The sequence below is a fragment of the Sphingomonas sp. dw_22 genome, from assembly GCF_018449795.1.
GTDB lineage: Bacteria > Pseudomonadota > Alphaproteobacteria > Sphingomonadales > Sphingomonadaceae > Sphingomonas.
Map to the genome: position 1 here is coordinate 124,385 of NZ_JAAVVE010000003.1, position 16,614 is coordinate 140,998.

Below are 16,614 nucleotides of genomic sequence, written 5' to 3' on the forward strand. Positions count from 1 at the left end.
CCGGTCATCGTGCCTGGATCATTTTCCATCCATTCCCCGAGGGATCGCGGAAACCGGCGTCGACGCTGCCATAACGCTCGATCGGCTCCTGCGTGAACTCCACGCCGCCAGCGTGCATCCGGTCATAGGCGGCACGGCAATCGTCGACGGCGAGCACGAGCGGCGGCATCGCGCCCTTTGCCACAAGCTCGCGCAGGGTCTGCGCGGTCGCCGCGTCCACCGTCGGCGGCTGTGGCACGAACAGGCCGAGCTGGAGGGAGGGCTGGTCCGGATGCTGCACCGTGAGCCAGCGATAATCGCCGTTTCGCGCATCGGTGTGGACGCGGAAACCCAGCTTCTCGACGTAGAATGCAAGCGCTTCGTCCTGATCGCGGACATAGATACCGATAGTTGCGACACCCTGGCTCATGGAACCTCCTTTTCCTGGGACACGCTCCTATTATCGCCCGCTTCCTGCCGCCGCTTCTCCGAAACTGCTATGTTGAGATCGGGCCGATGGGCGGCGCTCAGGATGCAGGCCGGCACGCGCCCGGGCTGGTGCGGGGCGGATTTCTCCCGCGCGCGCAAGGCGTGCGGGCTTTCGCCCGTGATGTCGCGGAAGGTGCGCCCGAACGTTCCAAGGCTGTTCCAGCCGGTCGCGAACGCGATCTCGGTGATGGACAGGTCGGTCTCCCGCAGGAATGCCGTGGCCCGCTCGATCCGCCGCGTGAGCAGGTAGCGGTGCGGCGGCATGCCGAAGGCCTGTCTGAACGATCGCGCGAAATGAGCCTCCGAGACTCCGCTCACGCGCGCCAGCCGCGGCACGGTCCACGCCTCGTGCGAGGCGGCGTCCATCCGGTCCCTGGCGCGCAGCAGGCGGCGCAGAAGCTCGGGATCCTGGCCTGTACCTCCGCGTTCAGCTGCCACGGCCGGGGTTCAGGGCCGCGCGTCGAGGAAGGCGGCGACCTCTGTCAGATCCACCGTCTTGTCGAGATAGGTCTTCCCGATGCCGTGCGCGAGCAGGAAGGGGAGGGTGCCGGCGGCCATCTTCTTGTCGTGGAGCATGTGCTCGACCAGCCGCGCGCCGCTGGCGGTGACGCCGGCCGCTGCGAGGCCGTCGGGCAGGCCGATGGCGCGGAGATGGGCGGCGACGCGCTCGGCGTCCTGGCCGGGGCAGAGGCCCTTGCGCGCGGAGAAGCCGAAGGCGAGGGCCATGCCGGCGGCTACGCCCTCGCCGTGGAGGAGCCTGGAGGAGAAGCCGGTCTCGGCCTCCAGCGCATGGCCGAAGGTGTGGCCGAGATTGAGGAGGGCGCGCTTGCCCGTCGTCTCGCGCTCGTCCTCCGCGACGATGCGGGCCTTGGCGGATACCGAATGGGCGATCGCATGCTCGCGCGCGGCCGGGTCTCCGGCGAGTAGCGCGGCGGCATTGGCCTCGCACCATTCGAAAAAGGCGAAATCGTCGATCAGGCCGTATTTCACGACCTCGGCATAGCCGGCGCGCAGCTCGCGGGGCGGGAGGGTGTCGAGCACCTGCGGATCGATCAGGACCAAAGCGGGCTGGTGGAAGGCGCCGATCAGGTTCTTGCCGGCGCGGCTGTTGATCGCGGTCTTGCCGCCTACCGACGAATCGACCTGGGCGAGCAGGGTGGTCGGCATCTGGATGAAGTTGCAGCCGCGCTTGAGGATGCTCGTCGCGAAGCCGACCAGATCGCCGATCACCCCGCCGCCCAATGCGATCACATGGTCGCTGCGCTCGACGCCGAGATCGAGCAGCTTGTCGGTGAGCGATTCGAGCTGCGCCCAGCTCTTGGTGCCTTCACCCGGGGGCAGGACGATCGCTTCGCTGCCGGCGCCCAGCGCGGCCTGGAGCGTGGCGAGGTGGGGGCGCAGATTCTCGTCGGTGACGATGACGAAGCGGCGGCCCTTGGCGAGCGGGGCGAGATGCTCGCCGGCGCGGGCGAGGAGCCCCGCCTCGATGCGGACGTCATAGCTGCGCGCGCCGAGCGCGACGGGGACGATTGTCACGGATGAATGGCCTTCAGGATCGCATCGACGGTGGCGTCGTGCGGCGCTGCTATGCTGACGACGCGGATCGGCGCAAGCGCGTAGAAGGGATTGCGGACCTTGGCGAGCTCGGTGAGCACCTCTTCCGGGTCGCGATCGCGCAGCAGCGGGCGGGTGTCGCGCTTGCGGACGCGCTCGGCGAGAACCGACGGCTCGGCGTCGAGCCATACTGCCAGCGCATGATCGAGAATCAGCTTGCGGGTGCCTTCGTTGAGGAAGGCGCCGCCGCCGGTGGCGATCACCTTGGGCGTGCCGTCGATCAGCCGGGCGATGACTCTCCGTTCGCCGTCCCGGAAGTGCGGTTCGCCGAAACGCTGGAATATGTCGGCGATCGTCATGCCGGCCGCGGTCTCGATCTCGGTGTCGGCATCGACGAAAGGCAGGTTCATGCGGTGCGCCAGACGACGGCCCACGGTGGACTTGCCAGCCCCCATAAGCCCGATCAGGACGATCGGCTTGCCCGTCCAGCCATTTGCGTTCGCATGCATTTGTAACATTGTGCGAAGGGCTATACAGCGTGGCCGGGTCTCGGGCAAAAGGCCCGCGCAGTCACTCTTCCACGGACCAAATCATGCCCCGTTCGCTCGTTGCGTTGATCGTCGTCTTGGTCGTCCTGGTGGGCGGCCTGTTCGTCCTGGCCGGACGCAGCAGCGAGAAGGAGCCGGTCCGCATGGAGAAGGTGGTCCCGCTTGAAAATCTCACCAACTAGGGCTTCGCGGCTCGCACTGACGGGATTGCTGCTGGCCGGCGTCGCGATGCCGGCGATCGGGCAGCAGGATAAGCCCGAATCGCTGCTGCCGCCCGGATTCGACCAGCCCGCGCCGACTCCCGCTCCCGTGCCGGCGCCTTCGCGGCCTGCCGAGGCAGTTGCGCCGCCGCCGGTGGTCGCCGCGCCGCTGCCGGACGACCTTGCGATCGGCAACGTGGCCGATCTGGGCAATGCGCAGGAAGCGGCGCCCGCGCCGATCGACCTCTCGCAATATGAGCTGCCCGATTATGCCAGGCACTCGCTGGCGCGCGTCGGCGCGTTCGCGGCGGGCAATGCGGCGTTTCCGGCGGATGCGTTCGGCGCCGCCGACGGCCGGGTGCTCGGCACGCTGCTGCGGCGGTTGAATGCGCCGATCGCGTCGCGCTGGGCATCGATCGTGCTGCGGCGCGCGCTGATGTCGCCGCTCGACACGCCGAGCCATATCAACGGCGCGGACTTCGCCGCCGAGCGCGCCTGGGTGCTGCTGCGGATGGGCGAGGCGACGGCGGCGCGGGCAGTGGTCAACGACGTCGATACCGACAATTATACGACCCTGCTCTATCAGGTCGCGATGCAGGCCGGGCTGGCGACGGGCGATCCCGCTGCCTTCTGCCCGATCGCCGACGATGGCGCGGCGATCATCCACCAGCGCGGCTGGGCGCTCGCCCAGGCGATGTGCAAGGGGCTGGCGGGCAAGCCGAGCGAGGCGGGGCAGCTGCTCGGCGCCGCGCGGCAGGGGACGAGCGCGAGCGACATCGACAATCTGCTGGCGGAGAAGGTGCTGGGCACCGGCGCGCAGGGCAGGCGGGCGGTGACGATCGAATGGGCAGGGGTGACCCGGCTGACCGCATGGCGCTGGGGACTGGCGACCGCGACGGGAGTCGAGGTACCGGCCGAGCTTTATGCGACTGCGGGGCCGCAGGTCCGCTATTGGCAGGCATTGTCGCCCTCGATCGCGCCGGCCGCGCGCGCGCAGGCGGCGGAGCTGGCGGCGACTTCGGGGGTCTTCTCCAATGCCGGTCTGGTCGACCTCTATGGCGAGATCGATGCCGACAGCGAGGCGAACGGCCCCGAGGCCGGCATCGCGCGCGACCTGCGCACCGCCTATACCGACGGCGATGTCGGCGGCCGGGTGAAGGCGATCCAGGGGCTGTGGGACGAGGCGACGACGCCGCGCACGCAATATGCCCGCCTGATCCTGACCGCGCGGGCGGCGTCGTGGATTCCGGCGAGCAGCAATGTTTCGGTGCCTGACCGGCTGATCGCGTCGATGCTCTCGGCCGGCTATGACGGCCCGGCGATGGAATGGCGCGGCGCGGTCAAGTCCGGCAGCGAGGGCTGGGCGTTGCTGGCGCTGGCCGATCCGGCGACGAGCCCGGTCTCCTATGGCGATTTCGAAGGCTATCGCGGCGCGGCAAGCCCGCGCAAGGCGCAGATGCTGCTGGCGGGGCTCGCCGGGCTCGGCAGGCTGAGCCCGTCCGATGCCCAGCGCGGGGCACAGGCGGCGGACGTGCGGATCGGCGGCGCCAACGCCTGGACCAGCGCGATCGACGCGGCCGGGCGGCGTGGCGATCCCGGCATGGTGGCGCTGCTCGCCGCGGTGGGGATGCAGGCGCCCAACTGGGACTATGTGACGCCCGAGGCGCTGTTCCACATCGTCGCGGCGATGCGCGCGGCGGGGATGGGCAATTATGCGCGGATGATCGCCATAGAGGCGGTCACGCGGACAGCTTGACCAGCTTCGACGCCAATTTCGACGACCGCGCCCTGATCGAGCGCTTCCTGGAGATGATGCAGGCCGAGGCCGGCGCGGCGGCCAATACCATCGCGGCTTACGAGACCGACCTGCGGATCGCCTCCGGGACGCTGGAGGGGCGGCTGGGCGCGGCGGGCGCGGCGGATCTGGAGCGGCTGGGCGGCGAGTGGCAGGCGCTGGCGCGATCCACCGTGGCGCGGAAGTCGGCGGCGCTGCGGCGCTTCTTCGCCTTCCTGGCCGATGAGGGTTTGCGGAGCGACGATCCCGGCGGTGCGCTGCCCCGGCCGGGGACGGCGCGGGCGCTGCCCAAGGTGCTGAGCATCGAGGATGTCGAGCGCATGTTCGCGGCGATCGCCGAGCGGCAGGCGCGCATTCCCGCTGATCCGCGCGACCTGCGGCTCGCGGCGCTGGTGGAGTTGCTCTATGGATCGGGGCTGCGCGCGACCGAGCTGGTCTCGCTGCCCCGCAACGCCATCCATCCCGACCGGCCGTACCTGATCCTCAAGGGCAAGGGCGGGCGCGAGCGGCTGGTGCCGATCTCGGATCGCGCGCGGGCGGCGGTGGCGGTGTGGCGCGAGCATGTCGCGAGCGATCGGGCGTGGCTGTTCCCCTCGGGCAAGGGGCATCTCTCGCGCGTGCGGCTCTACCAGCTTATCCGCGCGCTTGCCGGAGAGGCCGGGATTCCGCCCGATCGGGTGAGCCCGCACGTGCTGCGCCATGCCTTTGCGACGCACCTGCTGGAGGGCGGCGCGGACCTGCGCGCGCTCCAGGCGATGCTGGGCCATGCCGATATCGCGACGACCGAGATCTACACCCATGTCGACAGCAAGCGGCTGGTCGAGCTGGTCAACCAGCGGCACCCGCTGGGCGAGGCGCTGGAAAAGCGGGGGTAATATTTCTTGATCCTCCCCGGCACGGGGAGGGGGACCAGCCGCAGGCTGGTGGAGGGGCTCTCCATGAGGGGAATCGCTTGTGGCACTCCCCCTCCACCACCGCCTTCGGCGGCGGTCCCCCTCCCCGTGCCGGGGAGGATCAGGGCCATGCGTTGACGTGAAGCGCGGCCCGGCGTAGCCGCCTGCGCATGACCACGTTCCTCGACTTCGAGAAACCGATCGCCGAGCTCCAGAGCCGGATCGACGAGCTGCGCAATACCGCCCAGGGCGGCGATGTGAACATCGACGCGGAGATCGGGCCGCTCCAGGCGAAATCCGATAAGCTGCTGCAGGACACCTATGCCCGGCTGACGCCGTGGCAGAAGACCCAGGTGGCGCGCCATCCCGAGCGGCCGCATTTCAGGCATTATGTCGCCGGGCTGATCGAGGATTTCATGCCGCTGGGCGGCGACCGCGCCTTTGCCGACGACGCTGCGATCATCGGCGGGCTGGGGCGTTTCCGCGGGCGCCGGGTGATGGTGATCGGCCATGAGAAGGGCGACGATACCGCCAGCCGGCTCAAGCATAATTTCGGCATGGGCAAGCCTGAAGGCTATCGCAAGGCGATCCGGCTGATGCAGCTTGCCGACCGGTTCGGCCTGCCGGTGATTACGCTGGTCGACACTTCGGGCGCGTTTCCGGGCGTGCAGGCCGAGGAGCGCGGCCAGGCCGAGGCGATCGCGCGCTCGACCGAGCAATGCCTCAACCTGGGCGTGCCGCTGGTCGCATCGATCCTGGGCGAGGGCGGATCGGGCGGCGCGGTGGCGCTGGCGGCGGGCAACCAGGTGCTGATGATGGAGCATGCGGTCTATTCGGTGATCTCGCCCGAAGGCTGCGCCTCGATCCTGTGGCGCACCGCCGACAAGGCGCCCGATGCCGCCGAGGCGATGAAGGTGACCGCGCAGCATCTGAAGGAGCTGGGGGTGATCGACCGGATCGTCCCCGAGCCGCTGGGCGGCGCGCACCGGGCGCCGGGCGTGGCGGTGCAGGCGCTGGGCGACGCGATCGCGCAGGCGCTGGACGGGATGCAGGGGCTTTCGGGCGAATCGCTGCGGCAGGCGCGGCGGGCGAAGTTCCTGGCGATGGGGCGGGTTTGAGGTTTTCCTCTCCCGCTTGCGGGAGAGTTGTGTGAACGTGCGATCGAGAGTGTGTCGCACTTAACCCTCACCCAACCCTCTCCCAGAGGGAGAGGGCTATAAGTCGCTCAGCAACAGTGCGCCGGTCTCGGCAGGCGTGACGCGTAGCGCCGCATAATCGGCGATACGCGGGTGCCGCGTCTCCAGCGGCCGGTGGTGCATCGCGGTGACGACCATCACGCTGGCGCCCGCAGCTTCGGCCGCGGCGATGCCGGCGGGAGTGTCCTCGAACACCAGGCATTCTGCGATCGGCTGGCCCAGCCGCTCGGCGGCGAGCAGGAAGCAATCGGGCGCGGGCTTGCCGTGCGTCACATCGTCGGCGGTGATCAGCGTGGCGGGCATCGGCAGCCCGGCGGCCTCGACGCGGCGGAGCGCCAGCACGCGGGGCGCCGAGGTGACGATCGCCCAGCGATCGGGAGGGAGCGCGCCCAGGAAGGCGGCGGTGCCGGCGATCGCGTCTATCCCGGCGACGTCCGCGATCTCCGCCAGCGTCAGCGCCGCCGCCTCGGCCTCGGCATCGACGCCGGGGAGCGCGAGATTGCGGATCGTCTCGACCGCGCGGACGCCGTGGATCGTCGGGAGGAAGGTCTGGACGTCGAGGCCGTAGCGCTCGGCCCAGGCGGTCCAGACGCGCTCGGCGGCGGCGATCGAGCTGAGGATCGTCCCGTCCATGTCGAACAGGAAGGCGGCGAAGCGGCGTTCGGCAAAGGGAGCGGTCATCGCCATCCGCTTAGGCTCCGGGCGGGGAGCGGACAATCCCGCCAAGGGCGCCAGATACGAAAAGGGCGGCGGAACCGAAGCTCCGCCGCCCTCGTCATCCGTTCAGGAAGTCTTACGACTTCATGTTCGACGTCACGTTGTTGAAGGTCTTGGTGAGCTGATTGCCCAGACCGTTCATCGCAGCGATGGCGGCGACGGCGATCAGCGCGGCGATCAGGCCGTACTCGATCGCGGTGGCGCCCTTGGAGTTCTTCAGGAAGTTACGAATCTTCTGCATACCGGTCTCCATCGTCCCAGAAAGTGCTTCATTCACCGACCGGCCCGAGAAGCTCCCGGGACGGTATCGCTGAGACTAGGGGTGGGAAGTAAAGAAACGCCTAAACCGAGACGTTACGAGACCGTTATGTATTTGCCCGTCAGTGCGCGGCCTGGACCTTGTCGCTGACATCGCTCCACATCGCATTGGTGACGCCGGCCAGATTGATGAGCGCGGCCATCATCACGATCACGATCAGCGCGAGGATCAGGCCATATTCGATGGCGGTCGCGCCTTTCCGGTCGCCGATCAGCGCGCGTACAAAATGGGCCGGGGCTCGCATCGAAGCCGGATCTCCTGCAGGACGTGTCCCTACCCATATTAGGAAAGAGATTACCGAGTGCTTAGCGAATCCCCGATTTTGCTGGTGGTCGCCGCGGCGATGATCGACGGGCAGGGCCGCGTGCTGGTGCAGCAGCGGCCCGAGGGCAAGCCGATGGCCGGGCTGTGGGAGTTTCCCGGTGGGAAGGTGGAGCCCGGCGAACTGCCCGAGGCGGCGCTGATCCGCGAGATCCACGAGGAACTGGGCGTTGCGCTGGCGGCGGACAGGCTGACGCCTGCGGTCTTCGCGAGCGAGGGGCTGGGGGCGCGGCACCTGTTGCTGCTGCTCTATCTGGCGCGCGACTGGCAGGGCGAGCCCGAGGCCCGGCACGCCAGCGCGCTGCAATGGCTGCAGCCGGGGGAGTTGCGGGGACTGGCGATGCCGCCGGCGGACGCGCCGTTGATCGGGCTGCTGGAGCGGCTGGTCTGACTCCCTCTCCCCGGAGGGGATAGGGCGTTAAGGCTTCGGCTTCAGCGCTTCCGCCAGCGAGGCGGTGGCGCTGCCACGGCGGGCTGGCTGGGGCTGCGAGGGGTCGGGCGCCCAGCCGGTTAGATAGACGATCTCGAAGCGTTCGGTGGTGCGGCCGTCCGGATCGGCGCGCCCGGCGAACTGCTCGGCGGCGGCGAGCAGTGTGGCACGGCTGAGCGGCGGGGCGCCGGGCAGCAGGTTGGTGGCGGCCATGCCGCGCAGGTCGCGGATCAGGTTGGGCAGGCCGGCATAGCGCACCGCAAGCGTCTCGACGTCCGCCACGGGCAGCGCGAAGCCGGCGCGGCCGAGCAGGTCGCCGGCGGCGCGGACGTCGATCTGGGGATGGAAGCGTGCGACGGGGCGATCGGCCTCGGCGGCGAGGAACGAGGCGCGCAGCGCCGCCAGCGTGCCGGCACCGAGGAACGCACCGAGGAACAGGCCGTCGGGGCGCAGCGCGCGCTGGGCGAGGGCGAGCGCGCCGGGCACGTCGTTGACCGAATCGAGCACCCCCGCCGAAATGACGAGATCGAAGCTGGCCTCGGGGAAGGGGTGGCGGTCCTCGTCGGCCTGGATCGCGCCCGAGGCGGCGGCGAAGGCGGGGCCGGCTTCGAGGCGGGTGATGCTGGCACCCGGCAGGGTGAAGGCGCCGTCGAAGCTGCCGAGATCGAGTATGTCGCGGAATTCGCGCTTCACGCCCTCCAGCCGCTCATGGAGCCCTTCGAGCATGTGATCGCGGACGAAGCTCTCATAGGCGCGGGCGGCACGGTCGCGGCGCTTGCGGCGGAGCGCGCGGTCGAAGATCTCGGAGGGGGAATCGGGCTGGGGCACGGCGCGCTTGTGCAGCGGCGCGGCGCGGGGGACAAGGCGGGCGATGCACGCGCTCGCGCCTCTCGCCCGCCTCGCCGATCTCGCGCTGCCGCCGCGCTGCCCGGGATGCGGCGAGATCGTCGCGGCCGATCACCGCTTCTGCGCGGCGTGCTGGGGGAAGCTCCGGTTCCTGGGGCCGCCCTGGTGCGCGAAATGCCATGCGCCGTTCGACTATGACCGGGGCGGGGACGCGGTCTGCGGACGGTGCATGGATGCGCCGCCGGCGCATGATGGCGTGCGCGCGGCGGTGGCCTATGGCGAGATCGCGCGGAGCGTGGCGCTCAAGCTCAAATATTCGGGGCGCACGGCCTGTGCCGAGACGATGGCGCGGGCGATGGGGCGGCTGATGCCGGAAGGGGCCGAACTGCTGGTGCCGGTGCCGCTGCATCGCTGGCGGATCTGGTCGCGCGGGTTCAACCAGGCGGCGCTGATCGCGCACGGGCTGTCGAAGGCGAGCGGCGTGCCCGCCGATGCCGAACTGCTGCGCCGGGTGAAGGCGACGCCGGTGCTGCGCGGGCTGGGGCCGCGCGGGCGCGCCAAAGCGGTGGCGGGCGCGTTCTCGCTGGCGCCTGGGGCGAAGGACAGGCTGCGGGACAGGACGATCGTGCTGGTCGACGACGTGTACACCAGCGGGGCGACGGGCGAGGCGTGCGCGCGCGTGCTCAAGCGCGGCGGCGCGGCGCGGGTGATCCTGTTGTGCTGGGCGCGCGTCCTCGAAGACGATGCTTTGGATTGAGCCCCCGGCTTGACAGGGGCAGGGGCGCACCACAAGTCGAGGAGGTTATGGCCAAAATCGAAATCTACACCAAGGCGTTCTGCCCCTATTGCAGCCGCGCCAAGCAGCTCCTCGACGGCAAGGGCGTCGCCTATGAGGAATATGACATCACCATGGGCGGGCCGAAGCGCGAGGAGATGATCCAGCGCGCCAATGGCCGGACCACCGTGCCGCAGGTCTTCATCGACGGCGAGCATATCGGCGGATCGGACGATCTGGCCGCGCTCGACCGGCAGGGCGGCCTGGACGCGCTGCTCGCCGCATGACCCGCGCCGCGCTGCTCCAGATGACGAGCGGGATCGATCCCGCCGCCAATGCCCGAGCGCTGGTGGAAGGCGTGGCCCAGGCCAAGGCGGGCGGGGCGGCGATGCTGTTCACGCCGGAAATGTCGGGGCTGCTCGACAGCGACCGCAACCGCGCGGCGGGATCTCTGGTGCGCGAGGATGAGGACCGGGTGCTGGCGGCCGTGCGCGAGGCGGCGGCGAAGCAGGGCATCTGGGTGCATCTGGGCAGCCTCGCGGTGCTGCGCGACGACGGCAAACTCGCCAATCGCGGCTATGTGATCGACGATTCGGGCGCGATCCGCGCGACCTATGACAAGATGCACCTGTTCGACGTCGACCTGCCGACCGGCGAGAGCTGGCGCGAATCGAACAGCTACACTGCCGGCGAGCGCGCGGTGACGGTGCAGACGCCGCTGGGCGTGCTGGGCATGGCGATCTGCTATGATCTGCGCTTCCCGGACCTGTTCCGCACGCTGAGCGATGCCGGGGCGACGATCCTGGCGATGCCGGCGGCCTTCACCCGCCCCACCGGCGCGGCGCATTGGCACGTGCTCCAGCGCGCGCGGGCGGTCGAGGCGGCGGCCTTCGTGATCTCGGCGGCGCAGACGGGCGAGCATGAGGACGGCCGTGCGACCTATGGGCATTCGCTGGTGGTCGATCCCTGGGGCGAAGTGCTGCTCGACATGAGCGAGCCGGCTGGACTGGGCTTTGCCGAGATCGACCAGGCACGCGTGGAAGCGGCGCGGGCGCGGGTGCCGGTGCTCCGGCATCGCCGGGCGATCCCTGCGGCGGAAATATTGTGATCGTCTTCGACCTGAAATGCGGCACCGGTCATGTGTTCGAGGCGTGGTTCGGATCGAGCGACGCCTATGAGACGCAGCGCGCGGGCGGGCTGATCCAATGCCCGATGTGCGGCGACGGCGATGTGGGCAAGGCCGTGATGGCGCCCAATGTCGCGGCGAAGGGCAACCAGTCGGCGCCGGTCGCTCCGCAAGCGGTGAAGGCCGCGATGGCGGCGATCGCCGAGATGCAGACGAAGATGCTCGAAAAGTCGCAATGGGTCGGCACCGCCTTTGCCGACAAGGCGCGGGCGATGCATCTGGGCGAGACCCCGCAGGCGCCGATCCACGGCCAGACCACGGCGGACGAGGCGCAGGCGCTGGTGGAGGAGGGCGTGCCGGTCGCACCGCTGCTGGTGCCGATCGTGCCGCCCGAGGCTTGCAATTGACCTGTCCGACGGCGTAGCGGCCGCGTTGCCGCGGCTCAGCGCGTCTCTTCCGCGATGCACTTCCCGCAGATGCCGTCCCTGATTTTCGCCGGGTCGGCATCGGCTAGATCGGCGAGACAGAAGGAGCAGCGATTCTCCACGATCGCGATCTTGCCGATCTCGTCCTCGACCATCCGGATACTGGCGCCTCTTTGCTGCCCTGCCTGATCGACGCTGTGATCGAACTCGGCAGTGAGAATCCAATATTCGCGAAGAAGCTCGATCAACCTGGGATTCATGGCGGATGTCCAAGCGTGGGGAATGGCCGAATTGCCCATATAACAACCATAGTTGTTGATTCGCTGCAACCAGATTTCCCTACCGCAGCGCGGGCCGTCTCCTAGGGTGGTCCCATGATCCGGGGCGATCGCGTTGCGGCACGCATTTCAGAGCTGGGAACGAGTCAAGCCGCGGTGGCTCGCGCGCTGGGCATCTCGCAGCAGGCCGTCGGAAAGATCGTGAAGGGCGAGACGCACAACACCGCGCACCTCGTCCGATTGGCCCGCACGCTCCAGACCACGCCGGAATATCTGCTCGGCGAGACCGACGATCCGACGCCGGGCAAGGGTTTCTATGCGCCCCGTGTCGAGGCGCCGGCAATGCAGTTCGTCTCGATGCAGGTGGCGCTGCCTGCCGAAGACGCGCTGACGCGGATGTTCGAAGACCTGTTGCGGCCGCTCGACCGGAACATGCCTTTGGCCGATCTCGCCCGCGCCCTGGCCAGGCGCCTGCCGGCCGGCCTTGTCCAGCTTCGCGATTCCATGGGTTCTGAAGATAATGCGCAGCCGCGCGTTGCCGATTGACCGCAAAGGCGCCCGAACCTACGAAATCGCCGCGTGGCCCGGTAGCTCAGCAGGATAGAGCAAGCGATTCCTAATCGAGAGGTCGGAGGTTCGAATCCTCTCCGGGCCACCAATTCGCTTCCGTTCGCGATCGAGGGTTTCCCCTACGTCTTCGCGCGCGGCGCGACATGTAGCCGGTTTCATCCGGTTGTCGGACAGATCTCGCGAGCGCGAATTTACGCGGCATCAAGCAGAAGCCAGTAAATTAGGAGAGAGACAGCAGCTTGATTTGCCGATAGGATCGGTGACGGTTTGTTTGCTGCCAGTGCGTGGGAGTAGCCGTTGTCGAACAACTTGGCGCATACGGGGGACGTGTACCGGAAATCGGTGACGGTAGCGCTCGATCCTCCCCATGAGCCGTCGTTGCAGTTCCTGTACGATACGGCGCCGATCGGCCTTGCCTATCTGTCGCTCGATTGCCGCTATCTGCGGATCAACCAGCATCTGACGGAAATCTGCGGCATTTCGGTGGAGGGGCATCTCGGCCACACGGTGCGCGAGTGCGTGCCGGCGCTGGCCGACGCGGTCGAGGCGATTGTCCACACGATCGTCGAGACCGGCGAGCCGGTGACGGGCATCGAGGTGGCCGGCCAGAATCCCGGCGACACGATCGACCGCTCCTGGATCACCTATTGGCACCCGATGCGCGATCCGAACGGCGAGATCGTCGGCGTCAATGTCGCCGCGATGGAGATCACCCGGCGCAAGCAGGCCGAGATGGCGCTCCAGGCCAGCGAGCAGCAGTTCCGCACGCTGGCGGATTCGATTCCCCAGCTTGTGTGGATGAGCGACGCGGACGGGTCGATCTTCTGGTTCAACGGGCAATTGGCGGAGTTCAGCGCGTTGCCGGCCGGGGAGATCGCGGGGCAGGACTGGTTCAAGGTGCTGCGCCCGGACAAGGGCTGCGGCCAATGGACCCAGTCGGTCACCACCGGCGAGCGGTTCGAGATGGAAATGGCCCTGCGCGGCAGGGACGGGCAGGAGCGGCCCTATCTGACGCGGGTGGTGCCGCTGCACGGCCCCGGCGGCGGCGTGGATCGCTGGCTGGGCACGCATATCGACATCGGCGAGCTCAAGCGCCGCGAGGAGCATATCCAGTTCATCGCCGAAGAGCTTTCCCATCGCAGCAAGAACCTGTTGAGCGTCGTCATCGCCATCGCGCGGCAGACGGTGGGGCAGACGGTGGACATCGCCGATTATCACGCCCGGCTCGCGCTGCGGCTGACCGCGCTGGCCCAGTGCAACGACCTGCTGGTGCGCGACAATTGGTTCGGCACGCCGCTCCTCGACCTGCTGGCCGGGCAGTTGAAGCCGTTCGGCGGGATCGACCAGGAGCGCGTCGAAGTGGCGGGGCCGCGGATCATGCTCAATGCCGCCGCCGTGCAGCATCTGGGGCTCGCGCTGCACGAGCTGGCGACGAACGCATCGAAATATGGCGCGCTGAGCAGCGATGCCGGGCGCGTGACGATCGATTGGACGCTCGATGAGGAGGCACGCCGGATCCGGATATGCTGGCACGAAAGCGGCGGTCCGGCGGTCGCGGCGCCGCAGCGGCAGGGCTTCGGCAGCATCGTGATCGAGCAGATCGTCCCGCGCGCGCTCAAGGGCAAGGGGACGATGGAATATCTTCCCGAAGGCGTGCGCTGGACCTTCGCCTTTCCAGCCTGAGTTCCGCATCGCGTCCGACGCAACGAAAAGGGCGCGGGATCGAGAAGATCCCGCGCCTCCAGTCGTGGTCCAGTCGCTTTCGATGCCGCGGACGGGGGACGCCGGCAGCCTCGCCTGAAAGGTGTCCCGACCGTCGCCCCCGGACGCTGCGCTTCTCAATTCACGGCGGGGGAACGATCGGTCGGGACTGATATCGATGTACCCCGGCGCCGCTGCCTCCGCGTTGCGGCTCTGTAAGGAAGTGTTGCGGCTCAGGCCGCGAGCGCTGCCATCTTTCCGGTGGCACCGCTCAGCTCGACGTCGTTGCCGGCCGCGCGGCGGCGCTGGAGCCAGTCCTTGAGCAGCTCGGCGCAGCTATGGTCGACCGCGGCGAGGTTGGAGAGTTCGAGCCGCACCCGCGCCCCGTGCGGCGCCGCCTCCAGCGTGTCGGAGAGCTTGGGCAGGGTGACGAAGGTCGCGGTGCCGGTGAGGCGGATCGTGTGGCCCTCGTCATCGCTGTGCTGATCGACCTTGAGGCGCAGGCGCCGGGCATTGGGGATCAGCTCGAGCAGCGACAGCGCCAGGCCGACCAGGACGCCGGTGAGCAGGTCTTCGGCCACCACCAGCACGAGGGTCACCGCCCAGATCGCGGCGGGGAGCATGCCATAATGGTGGAAGAGATGGCGGGCGTGGTGGAGGTTGACGAGTCTCCAGCCGGTGACGACCAGCACGGCGCCGAGCGCGGCCATCGGGATCTCGCGCAGCAGCCAGGGCAGCAGTGCGACGAAGCCGAGGATCCAGACGCCGTGGAGGATCGCCGAGAGGCGCGTGGTGGCGCCCGCCTGGACGTTGGCCGAGCTGCGGACGATGACGCCGGTCATCGGCAGCGCGCCGACCGCGCCGCACAGCAAATTGCCGATGCCCTGGGCGCGCAGCTCCTTGTTGTAGTTGGTGCGCACGCCGTCGTGCATCCGGTCCACCGCGGCGGCGGAGAGCAGAGTCTCGGCGCTGGCGATGAAGGCAATGGCGATGGCGGCGCCGATCACGGTGGGATCGAGCCAGCGGGCGAACATGTCGGCGCCGGGGAGGGTGATCGCGGCGGCGATCGACTCGGGCACCTCGACATGGGCGACGCCCAGGCCGAAGCCCCAGGCGACCAGAGTGGCGGCGACGACGCCGATCAGCGCGCCGGGGACGAGGCGCAGCGCCTGCGGGCGGAACCGCTCCCAGCCGAGCATCACGGCGATGGTGAGCAGGCCGACGAACAATGCGAGCTCGGCCCCCGCGATGCTGGTCGGCGAGATGCCGAGCAGGCGGGCGGGCATGGCGGCGAGATTCTCCAGGCCGCTGGGGAGCGGCTTGGCGTCAAACAGCACGTGGAACTGGCCGACGACGATCAATATGCCGATGCCGGCGAGCATGCCGTGGACGACGGCGGGCGAGATCGCGCGGAACCAGCCGCCGACCCGGGCGATGCCGGCGACGAGCTGGATCAGTCCGGCAAGGACGAGGATCGGCCCGAGCGCCGACAGACCCTGGGCGCGGACCAGCTCGAACACGATCACCGCCAGGCCGGCGGCGGGGCCGCTGACCTGGAGCGGCGAGCCGGCGAGCGCGCCGACGACAATGCCGCCGATGATGCCGGTGAGGATGCCCTTTTCGGGCGGCATGCCCGATGCGACGGCGATGCCCATGCAGAGCGGCATCGCGACCAGGAAGACGACGATCGACGCGGTGAAGTCGCGGCCGATCACCTTGGGCGATGGGATTCGGTCGAGCAGGCTCATTCCGCCGCCTCCGCATATTCGAAATCGGTGGCGACGCGCCGTGCGGCGGGGAGGGCGACCGGGAGCGGGCGATCCTCGCGGATCGTCATGAAGCGGCCGGTGACGCCGTCGAGGCCGAGCATCACGCCCGCGCTGATATCGACGAACCAGCCGTGCAGCGCGATCTCGCCGCGCGCGATGCCGGCGGCGACCGAGGGATGGGTGCGCAGATGGGCGAGCTGGACGACGACATTCTCCAGGCTGGCGGCGCGGACCGCCTCGTCGCTGGTGAGCTCGGGATAGCCCTGTTTGACCACCGCATGGGCGGCGTGGCTGTGGCGCAGCCATGCGGCGACGTTGGGCATGTCCGTCAGGCTGGCAGGGTCCATCAGTGCCTGCATCGCGCCGCAATCCGAATGGCCGCAGACGATGATGTCGCGCACGCCGAGCGCCGCGACGGCATATTCGACCGTCGAGGAGACGCCGCCATTCTGGGTCGAGAAGGGCGGGACGATGTTGCCCGCGTTGCGGCAGACGAACAGGTCGCCGGCCTGGGCCTGCATGATATGCTCGGGGACGACGCGCGAATCCGCGCAGGAGATCATCAATGCCGTGGGGCTCTGCCCATCGGCGACGAGCTTCGAATAGAGCGCGCTTTGCAGCGGGAAGACCTGCTTTTCGAAGCTGAATACGCGTCCGATCAGTTCGTTCACTTGAACATGCTC

22 protein-coding genes and 1 tRNA gene are annotated in these 16,614 nt (G+C 69.0%); 12 read left to right on the top strand and 11 right to left on the bottom strand.

The annotated features are described in order from the left end of the window. Positions 1-4: 4 nt before the first annotated feature. Genes HB724_RS02415 through HB724_RS02430 form a run of 4 tightly spaced genes read right to left on the bottom strand, consistent with a single transcriptional unit; the run spans position 5 to position 2,531 of the window. Positions 5-409 (bottom strand): VOC family protein, encoded by a 405-nt coding sequence (locus HB724_RS02415; protein WP_213979303.1) that lies wholly within the window; start codon positions 407-409, stop codon positions 5-7. Further along, positions 406-906 carry a helix-turn-helix transcriptional regulator gene (locus HB724_RS02420; protein ID WP_346344649.1) on the bottom strand — a complete coding sequence of 167 codons (501 nt, stop codon included), beginning with the start codon at positions 904-906 and terminating at the stop codon, positions 406-408. The genes HB724_RS02415 and HB724_RS02420 overlap by 4 nt, the downstream gene beginning before the upstream one ends. Before the next feature lie 9 nt (positions 907-915). Next, positions 916-2,004: a 3-dehydroquinate synthase gene (gene aroB, locus HB724_RS02425; protein ID WP_213979304.1), complete on the bottom strand. Its 1,089-nt coding sequence runs from the start codon at positions 2,002-2,004 to the stop codon at positions 916-918. Continuing rightward, positions 2,001-2,531 carry a shikimate kinase gene (locus tag HB724_RS02430; RefSeq protein WP_346344650.1) on the bottom strand — a complete coding sequence of 177 codons (531 nt, stop codon included), beginning with the start codon at positions 2,529-2,531 and terminating at the stop codon, positions 2,001-2,003. Before HB724_RS02430 ends, aroB begins: the two co-directional genes overlap by 4 nt. Before the next feature lie 83 nt (positions 2,532-2,614). Here HB724_RS02430 and HB724_RS02435 point away from each other — a divergent pair, with 83 nt between their 5' ends. The 4 genes from HB724_RS02435 to HB724_RS02450 all read left to right on the top strand — a co-directional run bounded on the left by HB724_RS02435 (position 2,615) and on the right by HB724_RS02450 (position 6,576). Continuing rightward, on the top strand, positions 2,615-2,752 hold the full coding sequence (locus HB724_RS02435) for a hypothetical protein (RefSeq protein WP_213979306.1): 138 nt from the start codon (positions 2,615-2,617) through the stop codon (positions 2,750-2,752). 25 nt (positions 2,753-2,777) lie between these two features. Next, positions 2,778-4,526: a hypothetical protein gene (locus HB724_RS02440; protein ID WP_256731269.1), complete on the top strand. Its 1,749-nt coding sequence runs from the start codon at positions 2,778-2,780 to the stop codon at positions 4,524-4,526. Beyond that, positions 4,523-5,440, top strand: coding sequence for a tyrosine-type recombinase/integrase (locus HB724_RS02445; protein ID WP_213979307.1), 918 nt, complete (start codon positions 4,523-4,525; stop codon positions 5,438-5,440). The genes HB724_RS02440 and HB724_RS02445 overlap by 4 nt, the downstream gene beginning before the upstream one ends. A gap of 188 nt (positions 5,441-5,628) precedes the next feature. Beyond that, positions 5,629-6,576, top strand: a complete 948-nt coding sequence (locus HB724_RS02450) for an acetyl-CoA carboxylase carboxyltransferase subunit alpha (protein ID WP_213979308.1) — start codon at positions 5,629-5,631, stop codon at positions 6,574-6,576. Between the two features lie 96 nt (positions 6,577-6,672). Here the strand turns inward: HB724_RS02450 and HB724_RS02455 are convergent, their stop codons facing one another. The 3 genes from HB724_RS02455 to HB724_RS02465 form a co-directional block, all read right to left on the bottom strand. Beyond that, positions 6,673-7,335 carry an HAD-IA family hydrolase gene (locus HB724_RS02455; protein WP_213979309.1) on the bottom strand — a complete coding sequence of 221 codons (663 nt, stop codon included), beginning with the start codon at positions 7,333-7,335 and terminating at the stop codon, positions 6,673-6,675. A gap of 112 nt (positions 7,336-7,447) precedes the next feature. Continuing rightward, a complete protein-coding gene (locus tag HB724_RS02460; protein ID WP_213979310.1) occupies positions 7,448-7,612 on the bottom strand; it encodes a Flp family type IVb pilin in 165 nt (54 codons plus the stop codon). Between the two features lie 139 nt (positions 7,613-7,751). Next, on the bottom strand, positions 7,752-7,934 hold the full coding sequence (locus HB724_RS02465) for a Flp family type IVb pilin (RefSeq protein WP_213979311.1): 183 nt from the start codon (positions 7,932-7,934) through the stop codon (positions 7,752-7,754). A gap of 57 nt (positions 7,935-7,991) precedes the next feature. On the opposite strand from HB724_RS02465, the gene HB724_RS02470 reads away from it, so the two are divergent. After that, the gene (locus HB724_RS02470) at positions 7,992-8,402 is read left to right on the top strand and encodes an NUDIX domain-containing protein (RefSeq protein ID WP_213979312.1); all 411 of its coding nucleotides are present in this window, start codon (positions 7,992-7,994) and stop codon (positions 8,400-8,402) included. Between the two features lie 27 nt (positions 8,403-8,429). Here the strand turns inward: HB724_RS02470 and HB724_RS02475 are convergent, their stop codons facing one another. Then, positions 8,430-9,269 (bottom strand): methyltransferase domain-containing protein, encoded by an 840-nt coding sequence (locus HB724_RS02475; protein WP_213979313.1) that lies wholly within the window; start codon positions 9,267-9,269, stop codon positions 8,430-8,432. A gap of 43 nt (positions 9,270-9,312) precedes the next feature. Between HB724_RS02475 and HB724_RS02480 the strand changes: the two genes are divergently transcribed. The 4 genes from HB724_RS02480 to HB724_RS02495 are packed head-to-tail and all read left to right on the top strand — an operon-like array spanning position 9,313 to position 11,595. Continuing rightward, complete coding sequence (locus tag HB724_RS02480) at positions 9,313-10,044, top strand: ComF family protein (protein ID WP_213979314.1); 732 nt, start codon at positions 9,313-9,315, stop codon at positions 10,042-10,044. Between the two features lie 47 nt (positions 10,045-10,091). Further along, positions 10,092-10,349, top strand: a complete 258-nt coding sequence (gene grxC, locus HB724_RS02485; RefSeq protein WP_213979315.1) for a glutaredoxin 3 — start codon at positions 10,092-10,094, stop codon at positions 10,347-10,349. Next, positions 10,346-11,170, top strand: coding sequence for a carbon-nitrogen hydrolase family protein (locus tag HB724_RS02490; RefSeq protein WP_213979316.1), 825 nt, complete (start codon positions 10,346-10,348; stop codon positions 11,168-11,170). Before grxC ends, HB724_RS02490 begins: the two co-directional genes overlap by 4 nt. Further along, positions 11,167-11,595 (top strand): DUF1178 family protein, encoded by a 429-nt coding sequence (locus HB724_RS02495; protein ID WP_213979317.1) that lies wholly within the window; start codon positions 11,167-11,169, stop codon positions 11,593-11,595. The genes HB724_RS02490 and HB724_RS02495 overlap by 4 nt, the downstream gene beginning before the upstream one ends. Before the next feature lie 35 nt (positions 11,596-11,630). Here the strand turns inward: HB724_RS02495 and HB724_RS02500 are convergent, their stop codons facing one another. Beyond that, the gene (locus tag HB724_RS02500) at positions 11,631-11,912 is read right to left on the bottom strand and encodes a hypothetical protein (RefSeq protein WP_213979318.1); all 282 of its coding nucleotides are present in this window, start codon (positions 11,910-11,912) and stop codon (positions 11,631-11,633) included. 75 nt (positions 11,913-11,987) lie between these two features. Between HB724_RS02500 and HB724_RS02505 the strand changes: the two genes are divergently transcribed. From HB724_RS02505 to HB724_RS02515, 3 genes are all read left to right on the top strand, one after another. Further along, positions 11,988-12,437, top strand: coding sequence for a helix-turn-helix transcriptional regulator (locus tag HB724_RS02505; RefSeq protein WP_256731270.1), 450 nt, complete (start codon positions 11,988-11,990; stop codon positions 12,435-12,437). A 35-nt stretch (positions 12,438-12,472) separates the two neighbouring features. After that, positions 12,473-12,549: transfer RNA gene (locus HB724_RS02510), tRNA-Arg, on the top strand. Positions 12,550-12,758: 209 nt separating this feature from the next. Continuing rightward, positions 12,759-14,144, top strand: coding sequence for a PAS domain-containing protein (locus HB724_RS02515; protein ID WP_213979320.1), 1,386 nt, complete (start codon positions 12,759-12,761; stop codon positions 14,142-14,144). A 251-nt stretch (positions 14,145-14,395) separates the two neighbouring features. On the opposite strand, the gene HB724_RS02520 is transcribed toward HB724_RS02515, so the two are convergent. Both HB724_RS02520 and HB724_RS02525 read right to left on the bottom strand, forming a co-directional pair. Further along, a complete protein-coding gene (locus HB724_RS02520) occupies positions 14,396-15,910 on the bottom strand; it encodes a SulP family inorganic anion transporter (RefSeq protein WP_213979321.1) in 1,515 nt (504 codons plus the stop codon). Beyond that, complete coding sequence (locus HB724_RS02525) at positions 15,907-16,602, bottom strand: carbonic anhydrase (RefSeq protein WP_213979322.1); 696 nt, start codon at positions 16,600-16,602, stop codon at positions 15,907-15,909. Before HB724_RS02525 ends, HB724_RS02520 begins: the two co-directional genes overlap by 4 nt. Between the last annotated feature and the right edge of the window lie 12 nt (positions 16,603-16,614).

Bases quoted from the DNA above. Each gene is read 5' to 3' on its own strand.
- HB724_RS02465 (WP_213979311.1), bottom strand. From the start codon at position 7,934: ATGCGAGCCCCGGCCCATTTTGTACGCGCGCTGATCGGCGACCGGAAA.
- HB724_RS02505 (WP_256731270.1), top strand. From the start codon at position 11,988: ATGATCCGGGGCGATCGCGTTGCGGCACGCATTTCAGAGCTGGGAACG.
- HB724_RS02415 (WP_213979303.1), bottom strand. From the start codon at position 409: ATGAGCCAGGGTGTCGCAACTATCGGTATCTATGTCCGCGATCAGGAC.
- HB724_RS02460 (WP_213979310.1), bottom strand. From the start codon at position 7,612: ATGCAGAAGATTCGTAACTTCCTGAAGAACTCCAAGGGCGCCACCGCG.
- HB724_RS02480 (WP_213979314.1), top strand. From the start codon at position 9,313: ATGCACGCGCTCGCGCCTCTCGCCCGCCTCGCCGATCTCGCGCTGCCG.
- HB724_RS02500 (WP_213979318.1), bottom strand. From the start codon at position 11,912: ATGGGCAATTCGGCCATTCCCCACGCTTGGACATCCGCCATGAATCCC.
- HB724_RS02435 (WP_213979306.1), top strand. From the start codon at position 2,615: ATGCCCCGTTCGCTCGTTGCGTTGATCGTCGTCTTGGTCGTCCTGGTG.
- HB724_RS02450 (WP_213979308.1), top strand. From the start codon at position 5,629: ATGACCACGTTCCTCGACTTCGAGAAACCGATCGCCGAGCTCCAGAGC.
- HB724_RS02430 (WP_346344650.1), bottom strand. From the start codon at position 2,531: ATGCATGCGAACGCAAATGGCTGGACGGGCAAGCCGATCGTCCTGATC.
- HB724_RS02455 (WP_213979309.1), bottom strand. From the start codon at position 7,335: ATGACCGCTCCCTTTGCCGAACGCCGCTTCGCCGCCTTCCTGTTCGAC.
- HB724_RS02490 (WP_213979316.1), top strand. From the start codon at position 10,346: ATGACCCGCGCCGCGCTGCTCCAGATGACGAGCGGGATCGATCCCGCC.
- HB724_RS02520 (WP_213979321.1), bottom strand. From the start codon at position 15,910: ATGAGCCTGCTCGACCGAATCCCATCGCCCAAGGTGATCGGCCGCGAC.
- grxC (WP_213979315.1), top strand. From the start codon at position 10,092: ATGGCCAAAATCGAAATCTACACCAAGGCGTTCTGCCCCTATTGCAGC.